The organism is Mesobacillus subterraneus (assembly GCF_003937825.1).
GTDB lineage: Bacteria > Bacillota > Bacilli > Bacillales > Cytobacillaceae > Mesobacillus > Mesobacillus subterraneus.
Window position 1 is genome coordinate 20618 of record NZ_RSFW01000020.1, and the last position, 18684, is coordinate 39301.

At 44.3% G+C, this 18684-nt stretch carries 18 protein-coding genes, 1 pseudogene and 1 other annotated feature (1 of these 20 running past the window's edge); of the genes and pseudogenes, 9 read left to right on the forward strand and 10 right to left on the reverse strand.

Going from position 1 to position 18684, the window contains the following annotated elements; genetic code table 11:
* Positions 1-233: a binding site (T-box leader), on the forward strand; it begins 10 nt to the left of the window's first position.
* Between the two features lie 100 nt (positions 234-333).
* Together brnQ and EJA10_RS17585 are read left to right on the forward strand one after the other, a co-directional pair.
* Positions 334-1665: a branched-chain amino acid transport system II carrier protein gene (gene brnQ, locus EJA10_RS17580; protein WP_125481341.1), complete on the forward strand. Its 1332-nt coding sequence runs from the start codon at positions 334-336 to the stop codon at positions 1663-1665.
* Positions 1666-1779: 114 nt separating this feature from the next.
* A pseudogene (locus EJA10_RS17585) lies at positions 1780-2416 on the forward strand (DsbA family oxidoreductase).
* 54 nt (positions 2417-2470) lie between these two features.
* Here EJA10_RS17585 and EJA10_RS17590 read toward each other — a convergent pair.
* The 3 genes from EJA10_RS17590 to EJA10_RS17600 all read right to left on the reverse strand — a co-directional run bounded on the left by EJA10_RS17590 (position 2471) and on the right by EJA10_RS17600 (position 6625).
* Positions 2471-5590, reverse strand: a complete 3120-nt coding sequence (locus tag EJA10_RS17590) for an MMPL family transporter (RefSeq protein ID WP_125481343.1) — start codon at positions 5588-5590, stop codon at positions 2471-2473.
* A 1-nt stretch (position 5591) separates the two neighbouring features.
* Complete coding sequence (locus EJA10_RS17595; RefSeq protein WP_125481344.1) at positions 5592-6047, reverse strand: MarR family winged helix-turn-helix transcriptional regulator; 456 nt, start codon at positions 6045-6047, stop codon at positions 5592-5594.
* A 149-nt stretch (positions 6048-6196) separates the two neighbouring features.
* Complete coding sequence (locus tag EJA10_RS17600) at positions 6197-6625, reverse strand: cell wall hydrolase (RefSeq protein WP_125481345.1); 429 nt, start codon at positions 6623-6625, stop codon at positions 6197-6199.
* 152 nt (positions 6626-6777) lie between these two features.
* On the opposite strand from EJA10_RS17600, the gene EJA10_RS17605 reads away from it, so the two are divergent.
* Entirely contained in the window at positions 6778-7401 is a 624-nt protein-coding gene (locus EJA10_RS17605) for a DUF6944 family repetitive protein (RefSeq protein ID WP_125481346.1), read from the forward strand.
* A gap of 27 nt (positions 7402-7428) precedes the next feature.
* Positions 7429-7695 (forward strand): DUF2188 domain-containing protein, encoded by a 267-nt coding sequence (locus tag EJA10_RS17610; RefSeq protein WP_125481347.1) that lies wholly within the window; start codon positions 7429-7431, stop codon positions 7693-7695.
* A gap of 35 nt (positions 7696-7730) precedes the next feature.
* On the opposite strand, the gene EJA10_RS17615 is transcribed toward EJA10_RS17610, so the two are convergent.
* Positions 7731-8294 (reverse strand): FAD-dependent oxidoreductase, encoded by a 564-nt coding sequence (locus EJA10_RS17615; protein ID WP_125481348.1) that lies wholly within the window; start codon positions 8292-8294, stop codon positions 7731-7733.
* A gap of 309 nt (positions 8295-8603) precedes the next feature.
* On the opposite strand from EJA10_RS17615, the gene EJA10_RS17620 reads away from it, so the two are divergent.
* The 5 genes from EJA10_RS17620 to EJA10_RS17640 all read left to right on the forward strand — a co-directional run bounded on the left by EJA10_RS17620 (position 8604) and on the right by EJA10_RS17640 (position 12831).
* The gene (locus tag EJA10_RS17620; RefSeq protein ID WP_125481349.1) at positions 8604-9752 is read left to right on the forward strand and encodes an ABC transporter ATP-binding protein; all 1149 of its coding nucleotides are present in this window, start codon (positions 8604-8606) and stop codon (positions 9750-9752) included.
* Entirely contained in the window at positions 9753-10409 is a 657-nt protein-coding gene (locus tag EJA10_RS17625) for an ABC transporter permease (protein WP_246017848.1), read from the forward strand.
* A gap of 25 nt (positions 10410-10434) precedes the next feature.
* A complete protein-coding gene (locus EJA10_RS17630; RefSeq protein WP_125481350.1) occupies positions 10435-11328 on the forward strand; it encodes a glycine betaine ABC transporter substrate-binding protein in 894 nt (297 codons plus the stop codon).
* Between the two features lie 14 nt (positions 11329-11342).
* Positions 11343-11975 (forward strand): ABC transporter permease, encoded by a 633-nt coding sequence (locus EJA10_RS17635; protein ID WP_125481351.1) that lies wholly within the window; start codon positions 11343-11345, stop codon positions 11973-11975.
* A gap of 127 nt (positions 11976-12102) precedes the next feature.
* Positions 12103-12831 (forward strand): YwaF family protein, encoded by a 729-nt coding sequence (locus EJA10_RS17640; RefSeq protein WP_125481352.1) that lies wholly within the window; start codon positions 12103-12105, stop codon positions 12829-12831.
* A 25-nt stretch (positions 12832-12856) separates the two neighbouring features.
* Here EJA10_RS17640 and EJA10_RS17645 read toward each other — a convergent pair whose 3' ends face one another.
* The 6 genes from EJA10_RS17645 to EJA10_RS17670 form a co-directional block, all read right to left on the reverse strand.
* Positions 12857-13858 (reverse strand): DUF3231 family protein, encoded by a 1002-nt coding sequence (locus EJA10_RS17645; RefSeq protein WP_125481353.1) that lies wholly within the window; start codon positions 13856-13858, stop codon positions 12857-12859.
* A 213-nt stretch (positions 13859-14071) separates the two neighbouring features.
* A complete protein-coding gene (locus tag EJA10_RS23675; protein WP_211340597.1) occupies positions 14072-14464 on the reverse strand; it encodes a hypothetical protein in 393 nt (130 codons plus the stop codon).
* Positions 14465-14607: 143 nt separating this feature from the next.
* The gene (locus EJA10_RS17655) at positions 14608-15045 is read right to left on the reverse strand and encodes a GNAT family N-acetyltransferase (protein WP_125481354.1); all 438 of its coding nucleotides are present in this window, start codon (positions 15043-15045) and stop codon (positions 14608-14610) included.
* A gap of 283 nt (positions 15046-15328) precedes the next feature.
* Positions 15329-16345 (reverse strand): NAD-dependent epimerase, encoded by a 1017-nt coding sequence (locus tag EJA10_RS17660; protein ID WP_125481355.1) that lies wholly within the window; start codon positions 16343-16345, stop codon positions 15329-15331.
* Complete coding sequence (locus EJA10_RS17665; RefSeq protein WP_211340598.1) at positions 16342-17577, reverse strand: hypothetical protein; 1236 nt, start codon at positions 17575-17577, stop codon at positions 16342-16344. The genes EJA10_RS17660 and EJA10_RS17665 overlap by 4 nt, the downstream gene beginning before the upstream one ends.
* Positions 17574-18638: a glycosyltransferase gene (locus EJA10_RS17670; protein ID WP_125481356.1), complete on the reverse strand. Its 1065-nt coding sequence runs from the start codon at positions 18636-18638 to the stop codon at positions 17574-17576. Before EJA10_RS17670 ends, EJA10_RS17665 begins: the two co-directional genes overlap by 4 nt.
* Positions 18639-18684 lie beyond the last annotated feature (46 nt).

The following is an 18684-nucleotide window of genomic DNA, read 5'->3' on the forward strand; positions in this document are numbered from 1 at the left end:
TGACGAGAACAAGTCCTTTATGTAACTGATCTACAGAGAGCCGGTGATTTGCTGCAAGCCGGTGTTCAGGCCATAAGTGGACATCCTCTCCGAGATGCAAAGCTGAACCGTGGCTGCAGTAAGCTTTTGCCGGATTGTCCGCCGTTAACAGGAACACGTATGATGGTACGTTGATGAGGGCCGCAGTTTTTTGCGGAATCAGGGTGGTAACGCGAGCATAACTCGTCCCTATATTATTGGGGATGAGTTTTTTATTTTTTTATTGTATAATTTTTCCGTTCCATAATTCCTATACTCTCAGTGCCAAACTATCTATCAGGAGGAGAAAAAAGGATGGGAAGCTTAAGGAGTAAAGAAACAATTACAATTGGGTTAATGTTATTTGCATTATTTTTCGGTGCTGGGAATCTTATTTTCCCGCCGTTTTTGGGACAGGAAGCCGGAGCGAACTTTTGGCCGGCCATGCTGGGCTTCGTTGTAACCGGAGTCGGGCTCCCTCTTATATCGGTAGTCGTCATCTCAATGGCTAAAGGGGGAATCAACGAAATCGGCTCCAGGGTACATCCGGTTTTTGCAATCGCTTTCAGCGCAGCTGTGTATCTGTCCATCGGTCCGTTCTTCGGAATCCCGCGAAGTGCCAATGTCGCATTCGAAATGTCCGTCAAGCCATTCCTGGCAGGGGGCGGCTCTAATACAATGAATCTTTTGTTGTTCACAATCGTCTTTTTTGCCCTTGTTTACTGGGTGACGTTGAATCCTTCAAAAATGGTTGAACGGATCGGCAGCGTGTTGACACCAGTCCTGCTGGCAGCGATTGTCCTGCTGGTCATCAGCAGCTTTTTCAAACTGGACGGTTCATTGGGTGCCGTGGCCGATAAATATGCCGCAGCTCCTTTTGCCGCAGGTTTTATTGAAGGCTATCTCACTTTGGATACTATTGCCGCGCTGGCATTTGGAATCATCGTGGTCGGTGCAATCCAGCAGAAAAAAGACATCACGCGCAAGCAAGTTGTCAGGGAAACGCTTAAGGCAGGCATCATTGCCGGTGTCGGGCTTGCTTTCGTCTATATAACTATTGGCCTTCTCGGCGCTAAAATGGCTTCTTATGGCACATATGAAAATGGCGGAACAATTTTAACTGAGGCTGCAAAGCTAATGTTTGGCACAGGCGGAATGCTGCTTCTGGGTTTCATCGTCACGCTTGCCTGCTTCACAACCGCTGTAGGTCTCGTTGCGGCAACCAGCCAGTTTTTCGAGAAGGTGATGCCTAAGGTTTCTTATAAGACTTATACGCTGATCATCACTTTAGTGAGCTTCTCCATCGCAAACCTTGGCTTGAACCAGATCATCTCGATTTCAGTTCCGGTATTGGTCGTCCTCTATCCGGTCACGATCGTACTCGTTGTCCTCGCTTTGCTGGACCGTTTCTTCAAAGGAGAACGAGGGGTGTATGTTGGTGCTGTTTTCGCAGCAGGATTAATCAGTGTCATTGATGGCTTGAAAACCTTCGGGATCGAATCAGAAGCTCTTACTGCGCTGCTGACATCCCTGCCGCTTTATGCAGATGGGCTTGGATGGGTTGTCCCGTCACTGATTGGTGGCCTTGCTGGATGGGCGTTTGGGAAACTCGGTTTGATCAAAACAATCAAACCAGCATCAGAATAAATTTACAAAAGCCGGGCATATTGCCCGGTTTTTTTTGTGTTCAGCGTTTATCTTGTCTGCATAAAGGTAAATTCGTAGCAAAACCTAAATTTAATCATTGTTAAGGAGGAGCCCATGACACTTCAAATCAAAATTTATTCGGACTATGTATGACCATTCTGCTTTTTGGCGGAGGCTCCGTTAAAAGAAGCAATTAAGGGGAAGGATGTAGAACTGGAATGGATGCCGTTTGAATTAAGGCCTTATCCAAACAAGACACTAAAACCTGAAGAACACTATTTGCAGAGCACCTGGAAGCAGTCTGTCTATCCAATGGCTGAACGGATGGGCATCCATATCGTCCTTCCGGATGTTTCTCCCCAGCCTCACACCCATTTGGCATTTGAAGGATACCAGTTTGCGAAGGAACAAGGAAAAGGAAATGAGTATAACGACCATATGCTCAGAGCCTTTTTTCAAAGAGGGCTTGATATTGGAAATCCTGGGGTGCTAACCAAACTCGCTGGTGAAATCGGTCTTAATGAAGGGGAATTTCGTGAGGCGCTGGAAACAAGAAAATATAAGGAAACACATAAGAAAGCCTTAAATCACGCCTATAACGAAGTGGATATCACGGCTGTGCCGACTTTCATCATTGGTGACAGAGTCGTTCCAGGAATGAGGTCGAAAGAGGATCTGGAACAAATCATCCTGGACGAGCTGGGGTAATATCTCAAATGGTGGGCTGTATTGTGGCCCAGACGGTTGTTAAAAACGAATAGAAAGTAAAAAAACGCCTGGAGCTTTTTCCAGGCGTTTATACAAATTACGCTCTTTTAAATGGCCACCAGTTGGCCTGGCCGAAGTTCTTCACGAGTACCGGGATGAACAGCGGCAGCATGATGAAGGCGTACAGGAACAATCCTACGAGGAGGATCGATGCGATCTGGAGCAAAGACATCATACCAGAAGGCATCATCGCGGCGAATGTTCCGCCGAGGATGATGGCTGCTGAGATGATGACCGTTCCCATCTTTTTCATCGAAAGAAGCATCGCATCCGAAATGGACATTTCCTTATATTCGTTGAATCGGTCCATCAGGAAGATGCTGTAGTCGACGCCGAGAGCCACTAAAATGACAAACGCAAAGAATGGGACGGCCCAGCTGATGCCGGTGTATCCGAGGATATCCACATAGATGACCTCGTTGACGGCCATTGCCGTATAGTATGTTAAAATCAGTGATCCGATGATGTAGATCGGCATGATGATTGAACGGAAAAGGAACACAAGGATGATTCCGATTCCCAGGAGCATCAATAACACGGTCCGTGAGTAATCCTGTCCGGACATTGTATCAAGGTCCGCATTCGTGCTTGTGACACCGCCAATGGCGACAGCCGCGTTCTCAAGCTTCGTTCCTTTTGTCGCACGTTCGACTGCAGTCTTGATTTCACCCACTTGGGCCATCGCTTCATTTGAATACGGATTCGCCTCAAAGATGACATCCATGGTCATGACTTTTCGGTCGTTTGACATGTAGACATCGAACACCTGCGCAAATTCTTCATCTTCCAGTACATCTTCCGGAAGATAGAAACCGTTCGAGCCGGAATCTGAGAGACCTGCCAAGTATTCCTGTGCAGAACCAAGACCTTCTGATACTTGATTCAAGCCATCCGCACTCTGGCTCAGGCCATCAGTCAGCTGACTCAATTGTCCTCCAAGGCCTCCGAAACCAGCAAGCAACTGCTGCTGTCCGGCATTGATTCCTGTCAGGCCATTCGTCAGCTTAGGGAAGTTGGCTACAATCTGCCCCTGCCCATTAGCCAGCTGTTCAAGGCCTGCCTGCTGCTGTTCGATTCCATCGATCAGCTGCTGGAGCCCTGGACCGAATTTCTCCTGCTCAGCCAGTGCTCCTGCAAAACCGGAATTTGCCTGGCCCATTGCACCATTGAGGAGATTTAGATTTTTGTTTAATTCATTGATGCCTGCGGAGGTTTGAGCTAAATTCTCCTGCAGAACGGCTATCGTTCCCTTGAGTTTTAGATAATTCTCATCAGCTTTCAAGCTTTCATCCCTATTTTCCAAATAACCAAAAAGCTGGACATTCGTTTGAGAGATACCGCCTGAAAGCTGGGCTAATCCATCCCCAGCCTGCTTATATCCACCCTCAAGCTGCGTCAGGTTCTTTTGCATTTCCACATAACCCGCCTGCAGTTCCTTATACCCTGCAAGCAATGCTTCTGCGCCCGCCTTTGCTTCTTCTAACCCTGCCTTGATCTGGTCTGATCCCACTGAACCCTGGCGGATGCCATTCTCAATTTTCGCAAGGTTGGTCTGGATTGTGCCAAGGCCGGTTTTGATTTCGGTTGTCCCGCTGATCAGCGCGTTGATGCCATCTGCGGCGCCTTCCAGTTCAGGGGCTGATTTTGAAAGCTCGGTTTCGGCTTCCTGAAGGCCTTCACTGATTTTTTCCAGTCCTTCTTTTCCTTCTCCTAGACCCGACTCCAATGTTTCTGCTTGCTTGGAAACGAAGAAGTCCTCGATTGGTTCACCTGTCGGCCTTGTCACCGAACGGACGGTATCGACCAGGTCGACCTTTTCCAGCTCCTGGCTGATTCGCTCGGCAAGCTCGATGTATTCAGCAGAATCCATGCGCTCGTCATTCTTGATGATCACCTGGGCCGGCATTGATTCTCCCGGACCGAAGCTGTCGGCGATCGCATTGAAGGCCTTGATGGAGTTCACATCACCGCTGATTTCATCCAGTGAGTTATAGCTGAGCTCACCATCATAAACGGCCAGGAATGGCACACACACAGCTGCGACAATAAGCAGGCTTAAGAAAGGACGGGCAAGCGAGAAGCTTCCGACCGTTCCCCATAGCTTGCTCTCGCCATGTTCGGCACTTCGCTTCGATGGCCAGAAAATTTTCGGTCCCAGCACCGCCATGAAGAACGGTACAATCGTGAACAATCCAACTAATAACATCGCGACCCCAATCGCTACAGCTGCAGCCGACTGGTAAAGGATGAATTGCGAGAAGCCGATTGCGGCAAAACCGATCATGACGGCAACACCGCTGAAAAAGACCGTCCGCCCAGCGTTCTTATAAGTTGCGACAATCGCCGAAGCGACACTTTCATGCTGTCCCAGCTCTTCCTTAAAACGGCTGAGCAGCAGGATGCAATAATCAGTCCCGATCCCGAACAATACAGCCACAAGGAAAATCTGTGTGTAGTTTGACAGCGGGAAATCAACTTGATCAACGAGCATCGCTACGATTGATTGTGATACAAGATAGGCCATCCCGACTGTGAGCAGCGGAATCACCGGGGCTACGACAGATCTGAATACTAGCAGTAATACTATCAGGATAAAGACAACTGTAATTCCTTCCGTTTTCTTTAACCCTTCCTCAGAGCTGTTCATCAAGTCTTCATTGATGAGCCACTGGCTTGTATAATAGTGATCAACTTTAACATCCTCGATTGTTTCATAGAGAAGCTTGCTGACTTCTTTCGGTTCGCGGTCGTTCCAGCTGATTTTCACGGAAGCCAGAATGGATTTGCCATCCTCGGATACAAGCTGTTCCTCGAGGCTTTCTTCATTGAAGTGAGTAAGGATATCAGTAATGCCGATTTCCTCGCTGTTTTTTTCGAGTTCGCGGATTGCTTTTTCCGCTTCGCTGATTTCATCGTCAGTCAGTTTCTTTTCATTATGGAAAACCAGCGCCACCTGGGTTTCGTCCCCGACGCCCTCCTGCTTCCGGACATCGTCCATGATCTTGCCTGCCAAAGCTGATGTGTACTCATCTGGCACCGTAATCTGCCCTTTTTCCCTAACCAGCTCTGCCATATTGGGTGCAGCTATGAACAACCCTGCTGCCACCAGAATCCATGCGATCATGACAAACCATTTCTGTTTAATGATGAATTTCACGTTATTCCACCCTGCTCTTTCTTTCAGTTAAAATTTCATTCAGTTTTTCGTACGTCTTCAGGAACTGGACGATTTCAGTTTGATCGAATTGTGTAATGAACGATTCCACCAGCGCATGAATACGTTCCTCTGTCTTCAGGAACAGCTCTTCTCCCTTTTCAGTCAAGTTCAGGTACACAACACGACGGTCATTTTCATCACGCGTCCTCTGGATAAGCCCCTTTTCCCACATCCTGGTGATAATGGCAGTAATCGCGCTTTTCTTGACATCGAATACCTCTGCCAGTTCTGTTGAGGTGCAGGTGCCCACCTTATTGATATACCTGAGCGTATAATGCTGGTCATTCGTCAGGTCGGAGCCAATCTGTTCCTTTATAAGACCCTCGGCAATCTTGTTGACCGAAAAGGAAACATGGATATAAAGGTCAACCAGATCCTTGATTGATTTTTCACACATAATTACTTATTCACCCCGCAAAACATTTATTCTATTATTTAATTATTCAACTGTTTAACTATTAACCTTTTTAACTTTAATCCTTCTTGTTTCTTGTGTCAATATTTATAAAAAAAATAGAACTGCCCTTTAACAGGCAGTCCTTGAACTTAAAATGTATTATAGATATTCTCACACTCTTCCCCAGTCGGTTCAAAAAAGCAATGGAGCTTGAACCGGCCAACGAGCGGCTGGTTATACCAGGTTGGCGGACAATCTCCTGGGGGCCGGAAATACCATAAGGCAAATTTTGATGGCCATAACCTTTCCCCCTTCACCGCCCTCCTTGCCAGCCTCCTCTCCACCTCTCTTGCTCGTTGATAAAAATATCCCTTTTGTGTTGCTTCAAAAGCATGTTCCTGGTAAATCATCTGGGGGATGGTCCTTAACCCTTTAAAATCAGAACAGTTCGCCCTGATCCGGTTGATCCCCACATTCCCGACCATCAGCATTCCCTGCTGACCTTCCCCCTCTGCTTCTGCTCTTAACAGGCGCGCCAATAAGTCGATATCTGCATCTGTATGCTTTACAACTGCCATGGTCCAACCTCCACCATATTAGTGACTTTCACTCAGAAAAAAATCCCTCTTTACTCATCTTATTTTTCGACAGCTCGGGCTATACGGATATTTTCCATAACGATTTCTCGCTGTTTTGTATAAGATGGTAGGAGAATAAGGCGGCGATTTTTATGGACCAGAAAAATCAGGAGAAGGAACTGTTTGGAGCTTGGGTTCAGGCAGGGGGAACAACTCTTGCAGCGGTCGGCAGTACACCCTTAGGGAATTTTTCCGAAAGCCAGCTGATCAGCTTCAATCTCTGGGGAAATGTGCTTCAGGCGACGGGCAATGCCTTGATGGCGGATAGTGAGGCTGGATTCAGCATGGAGAAAATCGGCAACCAGATACAGGCGTCCGGGAATGTCACTGTCGTGGCGGGCTTTTTCTTGCCTGTGAGCAATATTGCCGAGCAAGAACTGTATATCAAAGGGAACTTCATACAAGCGCTTGGAGGCAGTACTGCTTTAAGTGATACTCTAAAAGAAAGACCCTCAGTCGATGGATATTACAGTCTCTATGGCCACCTTTTGCAAATCGTTGGAAATTCGATGCAGGGCATCGGCGGGATTATCGATCTTCGCGGCGGGGATGGAGAAACGATCATTGTGGCGGGAAGCTGGATCCAGGCCGCAGGATCCCTCATCCATGCCCTCGGGTATAGCAAAAATTACTTGGATAAATCTGGTTCAAAAGCAGAAAAATACTTGTTTCCGCCACAACATTACGGGTATATCCATAATACCTTACAAAGGTAATCCAGTATCATTTGAGGAGGTACGAACATGGCAAACAACAAGGATAATGGTATGGAACGCGAAGATTATTTCAAGGACCGGGCTGGAACAGATGAAGCAAGGTTCCACGCTGTGCCCCATGATGAACAGGGTTGGGCGGTCAAAAAGGAAGGACAAGATGACCCTGAACTCACAACCAACTCAAGATCTGAAGCTGTAAACGAGGCGAAAAGACTGGCAGAGGAAGCCGGCACGATGGCTTATATCCATGATGAAGACGGGAAAATCGAAGACCAATATAATTATAGCAACTGATTAAAAAGCCCTGCAGGCCGCAGGGCTTTTTACTATTAAGCTTTTAAAACATCATGGTCTACATACCGCTCGCCATTCAGTTCGCTGATGACATTGATGGCTACTTTTGCTCCGTCTCCCGCTGTGATGATGGTATGCATGCTTACCCCTGCGCAAGTACCTGCTGCCCAAACGCCTTCAACATTTGTTTTTCCAGCCGCATCGACATCAAAAATGGTCTTGATTCTTGGCTCAGTGCCGTCCTTTGTGTTCAGGCCAGATGCTTCGGCCACATCTGTCATCATGCCTGACGCAACGATGACATGCTTTGCTTCGTATTCCCCATTTTCAGTGACGACTTTCAGTCCATTTTCCGTTTTGCTGATGGAAGTTACAGTCGTTTCAACGAATTCAGCCCCAAATTTCTTTGCCTGCTTGATTCCTGTTTCAACCAGGTCCGGCCCTGCGATTTCAGGAGCTCCGTAGTGGTTCTCCATCCAGGCACGCTTCGTTACGCTCTTGTTGCTGTCAAGCACGACCGTCTTCTTGCCAGCCTTTGCTGTGAAAATAGCTGCACTGCCGCCAGCTGGGCCTGCTCCGATAATGGCTACATCATACATAGGAAAATTCCTCCTTATTTTATATCAATATAATCATAGCAGAATTCTTTCTGTAAGCGAATATTTTAAAACTAGGAGTTTTGTATTATATCTGCTTTTCTATACGAAGGCCGGTTTAAGATTTCTGGTCAATATGGCAGTCTGCAATTCCCGGTTCCTCTCTGAAATCAGATATATCCTCACTCCAGGGAATTATCGGCAAAAGTCATGAAAGTGTTTCGCCTCCCTAAAAAAGGGTATTTAATGCTAACTAGCTTGCTAAGTTTCTTTCAAAAATTTTACACATCTGACCGAACTGGAGGAAATAAAATGATACGCTTTGCAAATGTATCTAAGAAATACAATGATGGATTTCAAGCATTGAAAAATATAGATTTGGAACTGGAATCCGGAAAGATACATGCCATTATCGGACCCAGCGGCTGCGGTAAATCAACCACAATGAAATTGGTTAACCGCTTGATCAAGCCAACAAGCGGCACTGTCTTTATCAATAACGATGACATTTCAAAAATAGATCCCGTCCAGCTCCGGCGCAAAATCGGATATGTGATTCAGAATATAGGGCTTTTTCCGCACATGACCATTGCGGATAATGTTGCGGCAGTTCCAAGGCTGTTAAAATGGGACGAACAAAAAACGCAGACGAAAGTCAATGAACTGCTTTCCATGGTTCATCTCGATCCAAGCATATATCGAGACAGGAAACCGCGCGAACTTAGCGGGGGTCAACAACAGCGTGTAGGTGTTATCCGAGCCCTTGCCGCAGAACCTGAAATCATCTTGATGGATGAGCCCTTCAGTGCGCTTGATCCCATAAGCAGAGAACAACTGCAAAACGAATTAGTCAACGTCCAAGAGGAACTGAAAAAAACGATTGTTTTTGTGACGCATGATATGGACGAAGCGATCAAGATTGCAGATAATATTGTCCTCATGAAGGATGGAGAAGTCATTCAGGTAGGATCGCCAGACTTTATTTTACGACATCCGGCGAACGACTTTGTTAAAGACTTTATCGGAAAAGACAGACTGCGGGAACAGCAGGAAATCCCTACTGTAAAAGAAGTAATGACTGATAATCCGGCAACTGCTTATCCTGAGCGGGGATTGGCAGCAGCTTTAAAGCTAATGGAGCAAAGAAGAGTTGACTCCCTGATTATTGTCGACCAAAGAAGAAAGCTGCTGGGATACACCCCAATCCTTAATGTCCTTGGCCATTATCAGGATGAAACGAAAACATTAGGAGATGTCATGCTCCCTTTCACCTATACGGTGGAGCCAGATATACCTTTTACCGTGGCGCTCGAATACATGAGTCAGCATAATCTTCCCTACGTTCCAGTCGTCACTGGTGAACAAAGGTTTGTCGGAATCATCACCCGCGGCAGCATGGTGCGGCTGATGGCGGAGGTTTTCCCAATTGAAGAAATCTTCCCTAATGGTGAGGTGGTTTAAGTGAAGATTCTCCAGGATTATTTTGAATTTTTACAGCTTCGTTTACCCGATATTGCTGCCCGGTCAGGGGAGCATTTAATGATTGTCGGCCTTGCCGTCTTTTTAGGATGCCTTGTTGCCATCACAACAGGCATTATCCTTACCCGCATGAAAGAAGGACCAATTTCAGGCCTTGTATTTGGCATCGTCAATATTTTTCAAACAATACCAACCATTGCCCTTCTGGCTATGCTGCTTCCGCTGTTGGGAATTGGTTTAAAACCTGCTGTGTTTGCTCTATTCCTGTACTCTCTCCTCCCTTTATTGCGGAATACTTATTCGGGGATTAAAGAAGTGGACCAAGGGGTCATTGAATCAGCAAGAGGAATTGGGTACAGTTCCATGCAGCGACTTTGGAAAATCGAAATGCCTCTTGCACTTCCGTTCATCCTGTCTGGTATCCGTCTTACAACCGTTTATATTATAAGCTGGACAACCCTTGCCGCTTTGATCGGTGCGGGGGGACTGGGAGATTTAATTATTGCAGGAATGGCGAATAATGATAACTTTCTTATTTTCACAGGTACGATCAGCGCCATTATCCTCGCACTTGTTGTAGATTTCATTCTGGGGTTTATTACGCGAAAAAATAGCGAACAAAGCCAGCAGGCAAACTAAAACATATAAAAATGGGGAGAAGAATATGCCGAAAGCTATTAATATTTTATCTGCTGCCCTCTTGGCTTTGCTTTTAGCGCTATCAGGCTGCAGTTCAAAGGATACAATCAAAATTGGCGCCGCGACCTATACAGAGACCAAAATTATGGCTGCCATCTATAAAGAACTTATTGAAAACCGTACAGATTTAAAGGTAGATGTCATACCAGACTTGCTATCGAATTCGATGATCTTAAAATCGATGGGACGGGATGACATTGATATCGCTCTCATGTATTCCGGAGTTATCTTTAATAATTTTTTCCCAGTAAAACAAACCACTGACCGGGAATCCGTTTTACAGCAGGCTCAGGAAGGTTTCGACCGACACTATAATCTTAAATGGTTTGATCCGCTTGGCTGGGAAAATACGTATGCTCTTACAGTCAGGGAAGATGTAGCAAAGGAGAAGGGGTTTAACAATGTTTCAGATTTACAAAACTATCAATCTGAAATGGAGTTTGGAGTGGATTCATCATGGATGGAGAGGAAGCAGGACGGCTATCCGGCATTTATTAAGCATTATGATTTTAATTTTCAAAAGGCCTATTCAATGGACGTCAACCTTGTCTATGAAGCAGCAGCCAGCAAAAATGTGGATGTAGTCCTTGCCTACTCTACCGATCCGCGGTTAATTGAGTACAAATTAAAGACCTTAAAGGACGACAAGCGTTTCTTCCCGCCATATGATGCTTCAATGGTAGCAAGGAATGAAATATTAGAAGCTCATCCGGAACTGAACGAAATTATAGATGAACTTACAGGCAAGATTGATGAAGAGACCATCACCAGGCTTAATTATGAAGTAGATATCAATAATCGAAGTGAACGAGATGTTGCAAGAGAATTTTTACAGCAAAAGGGCCTCCTTAAAAAATAAATGGAGTGAAAAATATGACATTTTTAAAGGAAGTATGGACTTATATCAAGGATAACCTTGATATGATCTTAATTTATACTGGACAGCATTTGCTGATGGTGCTTTTCGGGGTAGCAGCTGCACTTATTGTTGGAACCTTGCTTGGAATCCTGTGCAATCGCTATCCAAAAGTCGCACCCATTATTCTGTCAGTGGCAAATATCATTCAAATCATCCCTAGTCTAGCTCTACTGGCATTGCTGATGCTTTATTTCGGGCTCGGTTTTTATACTGTAGTTGTCGCTCTTTTCCTCTACTCGCTGTTGCCCATTATCAGAAATACCTATGTAGGATTGCAGCAAGTTGACAGGTCCATCACTGAAGCCGGGCATGGAATAGGAATGACTTACTTTCAATTACTGACTAAAGTTCAGCTACCTCTGGCGATGCCTTTCATTATGGCTGGGCTTCGTATCGCCGCAGTCATAGCAGTCGGTGTAGCCACACTTGCGCCGTTCGTAGGCGGAGATGGGCTGGGACGCGAAATATTCTCTGGCATTAACTCCAGGAACGACATCCGCATTTATGTCGGAGCCATCCCAGCCTCCATTTTGGCGATCATCGCTGATTTGAGTTTGGGCACAATCGAGAGAAGGTTAAAAATATAGTTCTCTGAAGGCAGCATCGAGCACCGATGCTGTTTTTGCTTTGGTATGCATACGTTTTTCAAGAATATGTTAAAGTAAGAGGAAGTGATTGGTAAAAGTAATCTTACTAAAGAATGGGGAACGGAGTATGAGCCGATTTTTTGAACCAGGCAAGGAAAATGTCTTTCAGCTTTTTTCACCTGCTCATATTGTAACTCTACTTGTTTTTCTGCTATTTATATTCTTATTGTTCTTTTTTCGCAAGCGGTTGAGAGAGCCCGGGATAAACCAAGCTGCTAGAATCAGCCTTTTCCTGGTCTTAGTTCTTTCGGAAGTAAGTCTGCAAGTCTGGCTGTGGTGGAGCGGCTATTGGACCTATCAATATTCACTGCCCCTTCATCTCAGCAGCATCTCTCTGATCCTATCCGCCGTTCTACTGTTAACAAAACAGTACCGTTTATTTGAATTCACCTATTTCGTGGGTGTCGGCAGCGCGCTACAGGCGATGATCACACCGGATATCAGCCTGTATACCTTTCCGCACTATCGCTATGTCCATTTTTTTGTTTCCCATGGCGGAACGGTTGTGGCAAATTTGTTCATGGTGTTTGTCGAAGGCTACAGGCCGACGCGGAAATCGATCTGGAGGGCATTTTTATGGCTGAATGCATATACAGTGGTGGTGTTCATCGTTAATTTCCTGATTGAAGGAAACTATATGTACATCTCCGAGAAGCCGGTCAATCCATCGCTCATCGATTATCTCGGTCCCTGGCCGTGGTATATTCTTTCCCTCGAAGCCATTGCGCTCGTAACTTTCGCCATTTTATATGTGCCGTTTTGGTTAAAAGAAAGAAAGGCATTGCCTTCGAAATAGAAGGAATGCCTTTTTGTTTTTGGTTCTATTCAAAAAGCTTTTCACGATCTGTGGACATTGGAGGCTGCTCCAACCAGCCTCGTTTTATAAGGAGGTCACGCCCCTCATCAGCAAAGGCCATTATTTCTGCGATGAATTTAGCATATTGAACACCAAGGTCGACTCTCATGGACACAGATAATGCGGTGGCCATCGACTGAATCCCCACCTGGTTGGTAATGGTCACAAAGAAAAGAATCAATTTTTCAGAGAAAGGAGATTCAGTTGAGTTCGTAACTTCAAGCGTAACAGGATGGATTTCGAAACCGTCATTTTTCTTCAGGAATTTATTGAATTCTTCAATTTGTTTTTGAGTCAGTTTAATTCCCTTTTTCAAATAAGCCTTAACTTCCATATCGTTGGATGCCTGAAGGAGGCCCATCAACAAGACAAGGCCGATTCCATTCCTCTCGATTGCAAAGAAGAGCTCCGATAATTCAATGGCATTCAGCGGCCTGCCAGAACGAAACCAATTCCCAGCCAACGAAAGCTCCTTTCTGATGAATTCAACTTTTTCAGGATACTCCAATTTCGGAGGACGATCATAGATCCCTTTATCCAGCATCAGCTTCAGTGACTTTTTATAGAGAATCGCTGTTTTCGACAAACAATCTTGGTAAAAGTCAAGCACATCCTGCCTACCTACTTTGGAAAGGGCGTCAGCATAATAGACAACAATCATTTGGCCCCCTCTATAAACGAAGCTCAGCCCGAATAGATCTGTAAACAGAGCCGGGGCAGAGGGATTCATATCCGAATCCGAAAAACCCTTTGGAATCGGGAAGTTCTCAGCTTCAAAAATCGCCTTAACCTTCGCTAAGAATTCCTCGGATAGGGACAAAGCCTCCTGCATGATCGGCTTGATCTCCTCATCCTCAAGATATGAAAGAAAATGCCTATAAAAGCACTGAGTAGCCGTATTCTGTATGTAGGTCGACCATAAAGCAGCAATCTCCGCACTCGTCAAACGTATTTTGCTCTTATCCATCGCACCGAACTCCTTGTCGTATTACTTATTAGGTTGTTCTAGATGGAGGTGTTTATTCGGCAAAAAAGAACTGTGTCGGTTGATAGCAGTTCTTAGAATGCTGAATAAAATAAAAATCCACCAACATATGTATTGGTGGAGATGGTGAAGTGCTATTCATGCTTTTCGAACGGCTCCCGTCGCATAAAATGACCTCAAACGAGGCCATGTATTCTACCTATATTTAGGATTTACCATCCCAGGTCCATATGCTCCCGGATAGCCTGTTATACCGGGGGCTGAAGTCCCGAAATCAGAGTATCCACCTGGACCGGCATCAGGATATCCTGCACCTGGATAGGGCGATATACCGGCACCCAGGTTTCCGGCTCCAGGATATCCTCCTGTACCAGGATACCCAACTCCAGGGTATCCACCTAAACCTGGGGAACCGAATCCTGGATAAAAGCCTCCTGGAGGATACCCGTAGAATGGCGGAGGGGGTAAAGGCCGCGGTGAAGCTAATGCGCCGCCCAATAATCCACCTGCAAATGCCCCCAGAAAAGGTAAGCCAAAACCAAATCCAAACCTCTGGCCATATGCGTAATCGTTTCGATATCTATACATCTAGAGGAACCTCCTCTTCCTGTTTGTGTCTTCACTATTTCATATGCATGTTCCCTTGTTTTAGTCTGGGCTAAGCTGCTCACAGAATCCCGGCTTTCCTTTTTACAGCCTTTATTCATGCAGTACTGCATTCTATTTTATTTTTACATTTTTAATTCCATTACAGCCGAGACTGGTTTAAACCCTAATTTTTCACACAAAATTCTTGAAGGGTTCCCATTAAAGACATTCACCTGGACGGTCCTGATTCCCATTCCCCTTAGTTCATTAATTGCCGCTACAGTCAGCTTTTCTCCTAAACCCGTCTTTCTGTATTCTGGATAAACGTATACACTGATCAGGCACCCCATTAACTCGTTGGTTATGCTATTCCATTCCACTCCAAGCAAAATCCAGCCCTTCAGCTTTCGATTTTCTTCGTCAATCAAAAAATAGGCTCCCTTTTGGATCATTGGGTAAAACAGATTGTAAGCATGCTGGACATTATTCTCCGCGTATCCCATTGTGCTTTCCTTCAACACCCGGCCTAAGACATAAAGGATATAATTGGTCTCAGACTTGTTCGCTCTCCTTATCGCCACTGAATTTACCTCTCTTCAAAATGTTATTACTAATGTATATAGAAAAGCCGGCCATTGGGTGCTTATCTTCTGTAAGGGAGCATCGCATAAAAAAGAGGGTTTAGACGTATATTCACCCACATACACTAAAAAAGCATAAGTCTTCCGATGGAAAACTTATGCCTTTTAGAAAGATAGATATATTACATCCCAACTATTTTCCATGATTCACCTTAAATACAATCAGACTTGCCTGCTCCTTCAAAGATTTTATGACTACCGATGATAATAGGTAACCAAAAAATCAAGAATTATCATTCGCATGATATTTTTTGTACCATTCAACAAAATGGCCTAGCCCTGTCTCCAATGGTGTCTCCGGTGAAAAGCCAACAGCCTGCTGTAAATCGGAAATATCTGCATAAGTCTCCTTCACATCCCCTGGCTGCATGGGCAGGAATTCTATATTCGCTTTTTGGCCAATCAGCCTTTCCAATATTTCAATGAAGTGGGTTAACTGGACTGGTTGATTGTTACCGATATTATAGATTCTGTAGGGAGCATAACTGGAGTTTGGTTCGGGCTTTTCTGGATCCCAGTCCGTGCTAGGTGATGGTGCTCTATCAATCAGCCTGATAATGCCTTCTACTACATCGTCAATGTAAGTAAAGTCTCTTCTCATATCACCATGATTAAACACCTTGATTTTATTTCCTTTAAGAATGTCTCTTGTAAATGAGTAATAAGCCATATCCGGCCGCCCCCAGGGACCATAAACTGTGAAAAAACGAAGTCCTGTAGTTGGAATATTGAACAAGTGACTATACGTATGAGCCATCAATTCATTCGCCTTTTTTGAGGCAGCATACATACTTATCGGATGATCGATGGGATCGGATGCTGAAAAAGGAATCTTGCCGTTTGCGCCGTACACAGAACTTGAAGATGCGTATATTAAGTGTTTAACACCAAAGTCCCGGCACGCCTCCAAAATATTTAAAAATCCGGTGATGTTGGACTGGACATATGCATGTGGATTCAAAATACTATAGCGGACCCCTGCTTGTGCAGCTAAATTGATGACAATATCTACACCATGATTTTCAAAAATGGCATATAGGGGCATGGCAGCCTCCAAATCAAATTTATAAAAGCGGAAGTTACGTTGCTCCTCTAAAATTCTCAACCGCTCTAGCTTTAGTTTAACATCATAATATTCATTGATATTATCTGCACCTATCACCTCGTAGCCCTCGATCAATAAACGATTACAAACATGAAAGCCAATAAACCCTGCAGCACCTGTGACTAAAATCCTCATTTTCGCTTATCCTTATCCTTTTCTTTTTTTCTTTTCTTTTTAGTACTTTTAATATCAACCTCTGCAACTGCTTCTTCTCTTGTAAGGGGGATTGGCCTACTTGTCCATTCTACGTATATTTTGGGGTCTAATGCCTTAACCTGGTCGAGGAAAGTGTCCAGGAAATTTCTTTCATGAAGGTTTCTGAATAATTCAAGCGGCCTGTCTTGTCTTTTGGAGAAGGAATAAACGTGGTCAACTAATTTAAAGCCTTGGTTGGTCACAATAATATGCCTTAATGGTGCATCGATTTTCTTAAAGCCTGATTTCCTCATTGTCTTCAGGATTTTTAGTAAGCGAGTTGTTACCTCTTCCGGAAGCTTCGATTGAGTCTTTAAGAATGTATTTAAATCTGGTCCCTGCAGATATTCCATGAGGATGAAATTCGGACCCGTTTCAAACACTTTAGGAATAAAGCTGAGGTTTTGGGAAGCAAGTAAAACCTCTCGTTCTTTGGTGAACTGACTAAGTTTTGCATAGATTTTTACACATTTTTCATCATCTACCCGATAGACTGCTCCCTGATGTCCTTTACCTATTAGGTTTCGGGGATCTTCCGTCTTAACTCCATGGCCAGATCCGCCAGAAACGACAGTTATTTTCTTATAATCAAAACGATTTTTACGGAAAAATTTCATCCATTTTTTATAAATTTTTGGTTCTGAATTTTTCACATGTGTTAAAAACGAATCCTGTAGTAAAATACCTTTTAAATCTCTTAATAATGGAATAGGAACTGGTGGTGTTTTATGAGCAGAGATAACTGGATTGATACATTTAAGTTCTTCATGATCCAGGACAAATATATGTTCAAGTGGCGCATTGCCAATCGCTAAGTTGGCACTAGCCATACCCTTTATGACCGCAAGAAGTTTATTAGCTAAGGATTCCGGCAAATAGGTACAGTTTCGCACGTATTCTTTTAAAGGTGGCCCATTTACATACTCTGTAACAATAAAGTTCGGACCCATTTCATATATCTCTGGAATAAAAGATAAATGTTGTCCCGCTTTAAGTGCATCAGCTTCGTTTTTTAACTGTTCTGGGTCTGTGTAGATTTTTACACATTGCTCATTGGGTAATTTAAAAACAGCACTTGAGGAGTCCATTCCAACGAGAGGAAAGTTAACAGGATTGTGAATCTCTAGTCCTTCTTCACGTTTGGTTATCTTAATTGATTTAAAGTCTCTCATGCTCTCCCTCCTAACAGCTCATGATAATAGTACGCTTGCAATTGCAGCTGTTTTTTCTCATCAAAAATCTGCTCAACTTTTTGCCTTGCCGCGATTGTATAATCCTCCCACAATTCTCTATGGCTTAACATGAACTCCAGAGCCTCTGCGAGTTCATCCACATTATTTTCTTTAACCAGTATTCCTTCTTGTTTATGAGCAATCAATTCAGGAATACCCGCATGATATGTTGAGATTACAGGTACACCAAGTGCCATTGCTTCTTTCAAAGTATTCGGGATGCCTTCCAGATCACCATTGGATGCTTCAAGGCTTGCCGCACAAAACAAGTCGGCATCGCTCATTTGCTTCCGGACTTCATCCTTATGAAGATGATCTAATAGACGGAATGAATCTCCCAGATTGAGTTGCACCGCCAATGATTCAAGATATTCCTTCAGCTCTCCTTTGCCGATAATTGTCAAAGTGGCCTGAGGGAATTTATCCTTTATCTTTTGGAAAGCTTTCATTAAAACATGATGGCCCTTTTTCTCCACTAATCTCCCCACAGAAAGAATAGCCTGAGATCCCTCTGATGCTGGTGCTCTGTAATGGTATTTTGTTAAATCAACCCCACCATAAAGGACTTGGACTTTTTCTGGAGGACAGCCCCAGGAAATCATTCTGTCAGCTAAATATTGACATACTGGATAAAAACGATCTCCTTTCTCAAAAAGCACCTTCATGTTTTCCAAATATCCAACTGGCTGGTTTCCTAATGTCGCATCCCTTCCGCGTATACTGGTTACTAAAGGCAGCTTTGTCTCTTCCTTAAAAGGAAGCAATAACATTCCCAGCTGCCCATGATGGGCATGCAGCAAGGAAACATTATGCTTAGCAAGAAAGTCTTTTGGTGAGAAAATCTCACTTAAAAAATAAACCCTTTCATTGAATAGGGACAGGTCAGTCATATATTTTGGCTGGCGCACCAAATGGATATAGTCAAATCCGGGGATTTGGCGAATCTGGGGAATATATTGAGTAGGGTCCACGCGTAAATTTAAATGCATAACTGTTGGCAATTTAAATCTCTCCTTTCGACTGATTTTGCAAGTTAGTGTAGATTAT